At 53.6% G+C, this 10,237-nt stretch carries 9 protein-coding genes; all 9 read left to right on the forward strand.

The window, feature by feature from the left end; translation table 11 throughout:
• Positions 1–75 precede the first annotated feature (75 nt).
• The 9 genes from HY768_00390 (at position 76) to era (ending at position 10,222) form a co-directional block, all read left to right on the forward strand.
• Positions 76–2,544 carry an Ig-like domain-containing protein gene (locus HY768_00390; GenBank protein MBI4725681.1) on the forward strand — a complete coding sequence of 823 codons (2,469 nt, stop codon included), beginning with the start codon at positions 76–78 and terminating at the stop codon, positions 2,542–2,544.
• Between the two features lie 615 nt (positions 2,545–3,159).
• Positions 3,160–4,158, forward strand: coding sequence for a DNA polymerase III subunit delta (gene holA, locus HY768_00395; GenBank protein ID MBI4725682.1), 999 nt, complete (start codon positions 3,160–3,162; stop codon positions 4,156–4,158).
• A 23-nt stretch (positions 4,159–4,181) separates the two neighbouring features.
• Complete coding sequence (locus HY768_00400; GenBank protein ID MBI4725683.1) at positions 4,182–5,210, forward strand: hypothetical protein; 1,029 nt, start codon at positions 4,182–4,184, stop codon at positions 5,208–5,210.
• A 197-nt stretch (positions 5,211–5,407) separates the two neighbouring features.
• Positions 5,408–6,244: a patatin-like phospholipase family protein gene (locus HY768_00405; protein ID MBI4725684.1), complete on the forward strand. Its 837-nt coding sequence runs from the start codon at positions 5,408–5,410 to the stop codon at positions 6,242–6,244.
• The gene (rmuC, locus tag HY768_00410; protein MBI4725685.1) at positions 6,241–7,371 is read left to right on the forward strand and encodes a DNA recombination protein RmuC; all 1,131 of its coding nucleotides are present in this window, start codon (positions 6,241–6,243) and stop codon (positions 7,369–7,371) included. Before HY768_00405 ends, rmuC begins: the two co-directional genes overlap by 4 nt.
• 42 nt (positions 7,372–7,413) lie before the next feature.
• Positions 7,414–8,127, forward strand: coding sequence for a hypothetical protein (locus HY768_00415; protein ID MBI4725686.1), 714 nt, complete (start codon positions 7,414–7,416; stop codon positions 8,125–8,127).
• Entirely contained in the window at positions 8,111–8,398 is a 288-nt protein-coding gene (locus tag HY768_00420) for a 4Fe-4S dicluster domain-containing protein (GenBank protein ID MBI4725687.1), read from the forward strand. The genes HY768_00415 and HY768_00420 overlap by 17 nt, the downstream gene beginning before the upstream one ends.
• Before the next feature lie 78 nt (positions 8,399–8,476).
• Positions 8,477–8,983, forward strand: a complete 507-nt coding sequence (locus HY768_00425) for a DUF4833 domain-containing protein (protein MBI4725688.1) — start codon at positions 8,477–8,479, stop codon at positions 8,981–8,983.
• Positions 8,984–9,343: 360 nt separating this feature from the next.
• Positions 9,344–10,222: a GTPase Era gene (gene era / locus HY768_00430; protein ID MBI4725689.1), complete on the forward strand. Its 879-nt coding sequence runs from the start codon at positions 9,344–9,346 to the stop codon at positions 10,220–10,222.
• Positions 10,223–10,237: the final 15 nt, after the last annotated feature.

Consider the following 10,237-nt stretch of genomic DNA (forward strand, 5'->3'; position numbering starts at 1 on the left):
ACATAAAGGCTCTTGCCTTATCATTAATGGAGAAAACAGAGAAATCATTAACTCCAAATTTAAAAGGAGATCCCCATGAAACGATTATTGTCATTGGTAAGCGCCGTGCTGTTGGCAACAGCGATGCCAGCCTTGGCGGCAGTTTATGCTTGGAACGGAGCGGGGGGCGACCTTCTCTGGACCAACGCCAATAACTGGACGCCGGCCCGCAGCGCGCCAAATGTCGGGGACACCATATCATTCGCCAACGGCAAGTCGGACACTGTCACCGGCATTCCCACCCAGACCATCAGCACCCTGATGGTGGGCGCCCTAACCGCAGTGCATCTGCAATCGGAGGCCGGGGCCCGCAAGACCCTGACGGTGGGGGATTCCCTGTGCTTGGCGGTCAGGTGCCAGCTGAACCTGAACGGCGCCGCCGACACCATGACCATCTTCGTGGCCGCCGGCGGTGTGGGTCAGATCAACGGTTCTATGACCTTCTCCGGGATGGCCCACAAGCTGAACGCCAGCGACGCCGGCGCGATCCAGTTCAATATTGGTTCGACATTCGCCCAGAACTGCGCCAGCAGCGTCTTTACGAACTCCGGCACGGCCAATGCGATAGTCTTCAATGCCGGTTCCGAGTTCATTCAATACGCAGGGTCTAATCCCTTCGGCCTGGGCCAGCCGAATTCCAAAGTCCTGTTCCAGCCTGGAAGCTGGTTCCGTTGCCGGATGAGCGGCCCCCTATCATTCTCTGGCCGCAGTTATGCGAATTTTGAATTGGATTTCCCAACTTTCTCATACACCGCAACCGGGGGGAACCCCACGTCCCTGGATACTTTGCAGATTACGGACGGCAAGCTTACGTTTGGTTTGTCCCGCATTAACATCAAAGGCGACATCCTGATCGCCGCGGCCGAGACTCTCCAGTTCCGCCAGGTTGTCTCCGGCGGCGCGGCCTGCAGCCTAAAATTTTACGGCACGACGCCCCAGACCATCGGCGGCGCCGGGACCCTGCTATTTCTAAACGACTCCACTAGCGTCTATGTCAACAACGCCGCCGGACTGACCATCAACCGGGTATTCCCGGTCGGGTATGACCTCGGCCTATTCGAAGGAATCGTGACCGCCAACGACACGCTGAAAATGTTGAGCGACCAGGCAGTACAGCGCACTAACGGCTATGTGGTAGGGAATCTGGCCCTGCATACGGCCATCGGCGCCACCACCAAGGATTTTCCGGTGGGCACGGCCAACGGTTACTCGCCGGTCAGCGTTACTTTCGGCGCCGTCGGCACCGCCGGCAGGCTGACCGCCCGGGCAGTTCAGGGCAGCCATCCCAACGTAAGCATTGCCGCTTTCACCCTGAAACGCTACTGGACATTGAACAATGACGGCATTCTGGCCTTTGACAACTATGAGGCGGTGTTCAACTATCTGACAGACGATTTTACTGCTTTCCTTTTTCCTGAGGATCCCAACGAAAACACTATGGTGGCCGGCAAGTACGACGCCGGCAACTGGACGTTCCCGACCATCGGCGCCCGGACTCCGGGCGGCACGGCCGACGGCGGCTCGGTGCAACTGACCGGATTGACCTCGTTCTCTGATTTCACTTTCGGCAAGAATTCAACCTCAATTGATGCAATCCCGCCGACCATAGTCTGGACCTCCCCAGCTGACGGGGACAGCAACGTTGCCCTAAATGAAAATGTGATCTATGCCTTCTCCGAGCCGATGGACACCGCCAGCTTTAAAGGTTACTCGGTTCCCGACCATGCGTTTACCAAGAGCTGGAATACGAACTTCGACACCCTGACCCTGACCCCGGATACGCTTTACGAGCTCAATACGACTTATGCTTTGATCTGCACTACCGGGACCGACCCGGCCGGGAATTTCCTAACGGCGCTTCCGGATAGTTTCATGTTCACCACCACCGGCGATACAATCAAGCCGGCCATAGTTTCGACCTCCCCGGCTAACGGAGCTACCAACGTTGCCCTAAATAAAAATGTGATCATTGCCTTCTCCGAGCCGATGGACACCGCCAGCTTTAAAGGTTACTCGGTTCCCGACCATGCGTTTACCAAGAGCTGGAATACGAACTTCGACACCCTGACCCTGACCCCGGATACGCTTTACGAATACAACACCGCCTATACCTTGGTCTACACTACTGGCACCGACCTGGCCGGGAATCCCCTGGCAGTGTTGCCGGACAGTTTTATGTTCACCACCATGCCCACCGGGGTGGAAGGGAAGCCCGGTGGGGTGAAACCCGGCTTCTTCCTGTCGCCGGTGGCACCCAACCCGGTGATGGCATCGGCCGAGTTCCGGTTCGGGCTGGCCCAAGACCAGCAGGTCAGCTTGGAGATCTACAACGTGCTGGGGCAAAAGGTAAAGACTCTAGCCGAAGGCCGGCTGGCATCCGGCAGCCAGACGGTCAAATGGAACGGGCGCGATGAGAACGGAAGGAACGTGCCTTCGGGCGTGTATGTCTACCGGCTCAAGGCCGGGGATAACACCTCCACCAGAAGATTCACTGTGATCCGGTAAAATAAGGATCTAAACGCCCTGCTTGTAAACGGCAGGGCGTTTTTTTAAATCCCCGGAAACAATGTTTCATTTTAACTCAAAATATCTGTAACTATTCAGCCACACTATTACCATCCGTTCCCCAGACTGACCGCATAAAGCATGTCCTGAGTCCTTCGATAAATTCAGGATAAATTCTATCGAAGGGGCGCATAAATCACAAAGTGCCTCCGCTGAAGCTATGGCACTCGAGGAAGATATAAATAAAAGCGTAAGCGGAATAAGTTTCTTAAATTGGAATTTGTGCGTGCCGAAACTGTGCCATTTTCATCATAAATCTTGAGCGGGTGTTGTTACCAGGCCTTCGGTCCAGGCTGGCACAGCCGATGCGCCAACCAGTTTTCGTACACTTTCGCCCAACGCTCAAGCCCAGGAATATATGCAGATTAAAGGCCGTCGGCCTTATCCTGTCGCACAACTCCATTATCTCTTTCTCATCCATTTTGTGTGTCCTCTGTGCCCCTACGGCACCGCTCAGGGCAAGCTTTTTTTGGCTGAATAGTAGTAACAAATATCCCAAAAAATATCTCAAAATATTGTTGACAAATCCTTTATTAATTAGTAAACTATTACGTTATGGCAACAATTTCGGACCTGGATACTGAGATCCTTAAGTCAAAAATTCATCCGGCTTACTGTTTTGTGGGCGAGGAGGAATATCTTAAGGGCCTATATATTCGAAAGATCGCTGGGGCTTTTCTGGGAACCAATGTGGAACACGGGCTGGAGGTGGTTTACGGCTCCGAGACCGACGCCAAAGACATCATCGACCGGGCCCAAAGCCTGGGCATCTTCGCCGAAAAACGGGCGCTGGTAGTCAGGGAGGTTGATGCGCTCTCACCCCAAAGCCGTAAGATCCTCTTGGAGCATCTGGGGAGTGAACCCTCGCCCGACGTCTGCCTGGTATTAAGCTCTTTCAAGCTTGACGCCAAGACTGCATTTTACCAGGAGCTTCAGGAAAGAACCGTCTTTGTTTCTTTTGATAGCCTGAAATCGGAAAGCCTGGTCAACTGGGTCATGGCCAAGGCCAAAGAGCTGGGCTGCAGGATCTCCCTGGCATCGGCCCAACTGCTGATCCAGATAACCGGACAGAGCCTGGGGCTTTTGGAACAGGAGTTGCTTAAAATTTCAACCTTCTTAGAGGGCCGGCCCGACCGGGAAATAAAGCCCGATCACATAAAAATGCTGGCCGGTGACACCAGCGAGGTGGGGGGATTCGAGCTGGCCGAGGCTTTGGCCAAAAAGGATCTGAAGCAGTCCCTGGCCCTTTTTCACAAAATGCTGAGGACCGGGGAAGACCCGGTAAAAATGCTATCCGGCATCAACCATAAGTTCAACACCCTGTGGCGGGTCAAGCTGATGCTGTCCCAAGGCCTTTCCCCGGAAGCCATGGGCCGCAAGATGCGGATCCATCCCTATGCCCTTAAAATGGCGATCCCCGCAGCCCAAAAAAGGACCGAAAAAGAATACTGGACTCTGTTCAATGGACTTTTCACCACCGAGTTAAAGCTGAAATCCGGATTCGGAGACCCCAGGACCGTGTTGCAACAGGCAATCTTCAAATTATCCAGCTAATCATTATTAAGAAAAGCAAAAATATGGCACAGGAAGTTCTGACCGGGAATGAAGGCATCGAAGAGCTGCAAAAGCTCTACGATGTCTTTACCAATAGGATCCGGCTGATCGACGAGAAGAAAGCGAATACCAAACCCGAGATATACCAAAAGGTGCGGAACGAATACGAGGCCAAACTGCTGGAGGTCCAGGTGCTGCTGGAGGAAAAGGGCGCCGGGCTGGAGGACGCCCTGAACCAGGCCTTGGCCGAAAAGGACCAGATACTTCCCCAATTGCAGCAGGTATCCAATACCCTGGAGGAACTTGAACTGCGGATGGTGATCGGAGAGGTGACCGAGGAGGAGAAAGCCGCCCAGGAACAGGCGCTTTTGGCCCAAAAAACCGAGATGGAAAATAATGCGGCCGCCTTGAACCAAAAAATCGAAAAACTTAATACTTTTGTCAAAGGTAAAACCACCCAGTCCGCGCCCATTCCGCCAGCACCTCCGGTCAAATTTGCGGCTTCGGCTCCTGTCCCGCCAAAGCCAGTAGTACCGCCGGCGGCCCCGGTCCACCCGGCCCCAAAACCGCCTGTTCCGCCTGCGCCCCGGCCGGCCCCAGTGGCGGTCCCGCCACCAGTGGCCAAACCTGTTCCGCCAGCGCCTCCGGTAATGCCGGCTCCGCCTGAGCCAGTGCCGCCCGCTCCTGCCCCGGCCCCGGAACTCTCGGAAGTCTTGCAGCCCCCGGTCAACGAGATGGATGAGTTGGAAAAGCAGTTTGCCAGCATCCTAGGTTCCAGTTTTAGTGAGGCCCCGGCCCAGCCGGCTCCGGCCATGGAAGAAGTGATGCCCCGGCCTCAGCCAACCCCGACCTTTGAAGTGCCGCCCGCTATGCAGGCGCCGGAGGTTCCGGTCACGGCGGCGGTCCCGGAAACGTCGGCCGAGGAGGAATCGCACAAAGGAGAGCTTAAATGCCCCAAATGCGCAGCCTATAACCGGGCCGACAACTGGTACTGCGAAAAATGCGGCAACGAGCTTTTAAACGCCCAGGACCTGTTCGGAGGCGGCAAGTAGGACAGGATACCAAGCAAATGTAAAAGCCTTCAGTATCACTGTCAGCTGAAGGTTTTTATAATTATTAGCGATAATAGATGAGTCCACTCTAAAAAGGTCGAAATCAAAAAAACGGTCATTGGAAATCAACAAGTTACAGCAACGAAAAAAGGCAAAATGCCTCTTTTTAGAGGGGACTCATAGATATATAAATCATTATGACCAACAAACCTAAAATCGGCCTGGCCCTTTCCGGCGGGGTAGGCTACTGCCTGGCCCACATCGGAGTAATCAAGGCTCTGGAGCAAAGAGGGCTGGAAGCCGACGTGGTGGCCGGGACCTCGGGCGGGGCCTTGATCGGCTGTCTTTACGCTTCGGGCCTTAAGTCCGACCGGCTGGAGCAGATTGCCCGCGAGATATCCTGGACCAAGCTGATGTCCCCCACCATGGTCTTCAGGGATAAGGGCCTGCTGTCCTCGGAACCCATCGAGAAATTAGTGGATCAGCTGATAGGGTCCAAAAGGCGTTTCAACGAGATGAAGCTGCCGCTGGCGATGTCTACGGTGGACCTGATCAGCGGCAAGGAAATAATTTTTCCCAATCATCCGGATGATCTGATAGCCCCGGCGGTCCGGGCCTCCTGCTCGGTGCCCCTGGTCTATGCCCCGCTGAAAATGGGGAATTGGCTTTTATCGGACGGCGGCATCCTGGATCCCCTGCCGATGGATCCGTTAAAAACGCTGAAGCCCGATATCACCATAGCCGTTTCCTTTATGCCCGGTCGGTTTGAGCCGGGGAACCTTTTTGAGATCGGGGTCCGCTCCATGGAGATCGCCAACATCAAGGAATCGCAGATGTCCCGCAAAGACGCCGACATCCTGATAGAATTGGAAACCGGCCAGATCTCCAGCTGGGATCTGAAATCGGCCCTGAACCTGATAGAGCTGGGCCAGCAGGCGGCCGAAAAAGCCCTGGAAGCGGCCAAGGACAAGCTTTCCGCCCAAAAGCCGTTCTGGTTTGAAATGATAAACAAAAAATGGGGTTCGGAAACATGATGATCTATCTGCTGCTCGCCGTCCTAGCCGCCGTAATGCTGGCCGGCTTCTGGTTCCTGTTTCAGGCCTTCAGCCGCCAGATGCAGGAACTCAAGGACTCCGCCAAGAACGACCAGGCTATGAACATCGTCTCCCAGTGGATGCAGGAGACCAAGGCTTCGTTGGATTCCCGCCTGCAGGAGACCAGGCAGGTGCTGGACAGCCGGCTATCGGAAGTGGACACCAAGCTGGGCCGTTCCCTGGACTCGGTCAGCCAGAGATTAGAGACCAACACCAAGACCGTGGGCGAGCGGCTGGACAACGCGGCCCGGGTGATCGGCGACGTCCAGAAAAGCCTGGGCTCGATGAACCAGGAAACCCAGCGGATCAAGGAGATCGGCCAGGACATCGCCTCGCTGTCCCAGATCCTGCGCTCGCCCAAACTGCGGGGCGGCATGGGGGAATTTTTTCTGGGCGACCTGCTGGCCCAGATACTGCCGCCCCACCACTTTGAACTGCAATACGGCTTCCGCTCCGGGGAGAAGGTGGACGCGGTGGTCAAGCTTTCCCAGCGGCTGGTGCCGGTGGACGCCAAGTTCCCGCTGGAGAATTTCAAGAAAATGCTGGAGGTCCAAAGCGACGAAGAACGCAAAAGCTGGCGCAGAAAATTCGTATCCGACGTCAAAAAGCACGTGGACGCCATTTCCTCCAAGTACATCCTGCCGGACGAAAACACCTTCGACTTCGCCCTGATGTACATCCCGGCCGAGAATGTCTATTACGAGACCATCATCAAGGACGAGAATTTCGGCGAGGACAAGTCCATTTCCACCTATGCCATTGAAAAGAGGGTGATCCCGGTCTCGCCCAACTCATTTTACGCCTATCTCCAGGCCATAGTACTGGGTTTAAGGGGAATGCGGGTGGAGGAAAGCGCCCAGGAGATCATCGATTCGCTGTCCAGACTCAAGGGGGATTTCGGAAAATTCCGCGATGAGTTCGACATCCTGGGCAGCCACATTGCCAACGCCGGGAAAAAGTACGAGGAAGTGGACAAGCGGCTGGTGAAGTTTGAGGACCGGCTGGAAGGGGTGGAAGGCAAGCAGATCGCCTCGGATAAGCCCCAGGTGTTGTTGGAAGACAAATGACATTTGGTGCAGCCCAAAATCCAATTAATAGGTAGAATTATCATGGATAACATACTATCATTCATAATGGCGAATATTCCGTTCCTGATCTTCATCGGGGTCTTTCCCCTGATGATCTATATAGGCTATCTGGGTCGGCAGAAGCAAAAGGCCAAAATGAAGGACATCGCCATGAAACTAGGCCTGCAGTTGAGCGAAGGTCGGCTGACTCCGCAGATCACCGGGCGGCCACAGAACATCAGCAATGCCCGGGACTTCAATACTTACCAGGCTTCCAAGAAACTGGCCGGGAATGGTTTTATCAAAGAACTGTTGTCCATGATGTCGCCCTTGTCTCTGACCGGGAAATACAAGGGCTACGATGTCCGGATTACCGTTACCAAGCGGGACAAGGCCACCTACACCGAATTCAAGACCGCTTTCCCCCGGCCGCTGGGTCTGGGGCTCAAGATCAACGCCAACAACCTGCTGCTGAAACAATTCATTCTGGGTCAAAAGGGCAAAACGGTGCAGGCAGGCAATGAGCCTTTTGACAAGAAAATCCAGGTCAACGGCAACGATCCCCTGAAGATAAAATATTTACTGACGTTGGAAAACCAGCGTTCCCTGCTGGACCTTTTTTCCGTTTATCCCTCAACCGTGGTGGATGACCAGGGGATCAGCATCAGCGTCCGGGGTTTTACAGACGATTCTCAGAAATGTTCCGCGGTCCTTGACCGGATGACGGCGGCCGCCAAACATTTCAGCCACAACTAATCCGGTCAGCTGGCTTTGTCACAAAATTGACAGAAGCGGTTGCCTGAAATGCCAGAAGTGCGTCCGGGTCTGTCCCAGCCGGGCCAGGGAGGGCATCGATCACGGTAAAAAATTCCGGGCCGATTTTTCGCCGGCGGCCAGCGCGTCAACCAACGCCCGGCTTAAGTGGTTCCCACTGAAAAAGACCTTTTTCACACCGAAACACACTAAAAGACTCGAAACAATTGTATATCCATTGTATTACCATTGTGAAACAATTGTTATGCAATAGTGGAAACGTGTTTAGGTGGTTTTTCAGGGAGAACTAAGTAATCAACTGGAAACATAAAACCAGCGACAAGGAGTTGAAATGAAGAGAGCTACCCTGATCCTTTCATTGTGCCTGGTTCTTTCCGGCCTGGCGCTGGCCCAAAGCGCCCAGCCGCTGTTCCTGATCGAACGTACCAAGAACATCAACAAGCTTTATTACGAAGCGAACGTAGCCAAGAACGGGGAGATCAACGCCAAGAACCCGGTGCGGGCTTTTTGGATAATGTGGGCCAAGGATTCCACTGGCCAGACCACCGAACCGCTGTCCTTCCTGGAAAAGAAGGTGGCTTACGGGTACAACGTGGAGCTGGACAGCTCGGGCAAACATTTCAACATGACGTTGAAGCCATTCAAGGAAAGGCTGATCAAGATATATCTTCAGGAGGGATCAGCCCGGGCCGAGATGCTGATCAACGGCCAGCCTTCGTACTTTGAGAAGATGTACATCTATTCCAAGGGCGATTCCAAGCCGGATTCCATAAAGCTTTACGGGACCGGGATAGAATCGGGGAGCAGCCAGTGCGAGCTGGTGATCCCCAAGAAATAACCTTGACGGCGCTTGAACAAATACTAAGAGTTTATCCTTAAATAGTTACCACTGAAGAAGACTTTTTTTCACCGAAACACACTAAAAGCACGAAAATTATAATTGGTAAAACTAATTGATTTTCAAGGCTTTACAAAAACGTTGCAAAAATAGATTTTAGTGTATTTCGCGTGTTTAGGTGGTTTTTCAGGGAGAACTAAATATCCAAGTGTTTTGAGATCTTTGGAATTTAGTGTATTTCGCGTGTTTAGGTGGTTTTTCAGGGAGAACTAAATATCCAAGTGTTTTGAGATCTTTGGAATTGGTTTGATATTCGACATTAATATTTCGAGTTTGCTAAAAATTCAGAAGGTAAATTTGATGACCTTTAGATCCGGTTACGCGGCCCTGGCCGGCCGCCCCAACGTGGGAAAATCCACCCTGCTCAACGCCCTGCTGGGCCAGAAACTGGCGGCGGTCAGCCGCCGCCCCCAAACCACTAGGGCCAGGGTGCTGGGAATCCTGAATAACGACCGGTATCAGATCGTTCTTTTAGACACTCCGGGCCTGCTGGATCCCCGCTATGCCATGCAGAACGCCCTGCTGAAGATCGCCGCCAATTCCATCTCCCAGTCCGATGTCCTGGCCTTCCTGGTGGATTCCCAAAAGGGCTGGCATGATGAGGACTGGAAGTACCTGCAGAAATATCAGCGCAAGAATACCATAGTGGTGTTAAACAAAATTGACGCCAAGCCCAAGTCGGAGGTGCTGGAGCTGATAGCCCGGGTCAACCAGGCTACCGGGCTGGACCAAATCTATCCCATCTCGGCCCTCAAGAAATTCGGCCTGAAGGAACTGGAGGAGGGCATGGCCGCATCATTGTCCGAGGGGCAGCCTTTTTATCCAACGGATATGGTCACCGACCAGCCCGAAAAATTCTTCGTGGCCGAGATCATCCGGGAAAAGATATTTGAACTGTGCGGGGCCGAGGTGCCGTACGCCACCGCGGTAGTAATAGACGAGTTCAAAGAGCAGGAGGGTCGCAAGGACGTGATCAAGGCCACCATCTGGGCGGAGAAAAAATCCCAAAAGCCGATATTGATCGGCCAGGGCGGGCATAAGATGAAGGCCATCGGCATAAACGCCCGGAAGGAGATAGAGGAGTTTTTGGACCGCCCGGTGTTTTTAGAGCTGTTCGTGAAAGTCAAGGATAAATGGCGAAATAACGAGGCTGATATAAGGGAATTGGGACTGTCATAGTTTTTTAGGAATAGA

The organism is candidate division TA06 bacterium (genome assembly GCA_016208585.1).
Lineage (GTDB): Bacteria > Edwardsbacteria > AC1 > AC1 > EtOH8 > UBA5202.

Excerpts from the sequence above, each read along its gene's own strand:
- HY768_00390 (MBI4725681.1), top strand. The coding sequence starts at position 76 with ATGAAACGATTATTGTCATTGGTAAGCGCCGTGCTGTTGGCAACAGCG.
- holA (MBI4725682.1), top strand. The coding sequence starts at position 3,160 with ATGGCAACAATTTCGGACCTGGATACTGAGATCCTTAAGTCAAAAATT.
- HY768_00400 (MBI4725683.1), top strand. The coding sequence starts at position 4,182 with ATGGCACAGGAAGTTCTGACCGGGAATGAAGGCATCGAAGAGCTGCAA.
- HY768_00405 (MBI4725684.1), top strand. The coding sequence starts at position 5,408 with ATGACCAACAAACCTAAAATCGGCCTGGCCCTTTCCGGCGGGGTAGGC.
- rmuC (MBI4725685.1), top strand. The coding sequence starts at position 6,241 with ATGATGATCTATCTGCTGCTCGCCGTCCTAGCCGCCGTAATGCTGGCC.
- HY768_00415 (MBI4725686.1), top strand. The coding sequence starts at position 7,414 with ATGGATAACATACTATCATTCATAATGGCGAATATTCCGTTCCTGATC.
- HY768_00425 (MBI4725688.1), top strand. The coding sequence starts at position 8,477 with ATGAAGAGAGCTACCCTGATCCTTTCATTGTGCCTGGTTCTTTCCGGC.
- era (MBI4725689.1), top strand. The coding sequence starts at position 9,344 with ATGACCTTTAGATCCGGTTACGCGGCCCTGGCCGGCCGCCCCAACGTG.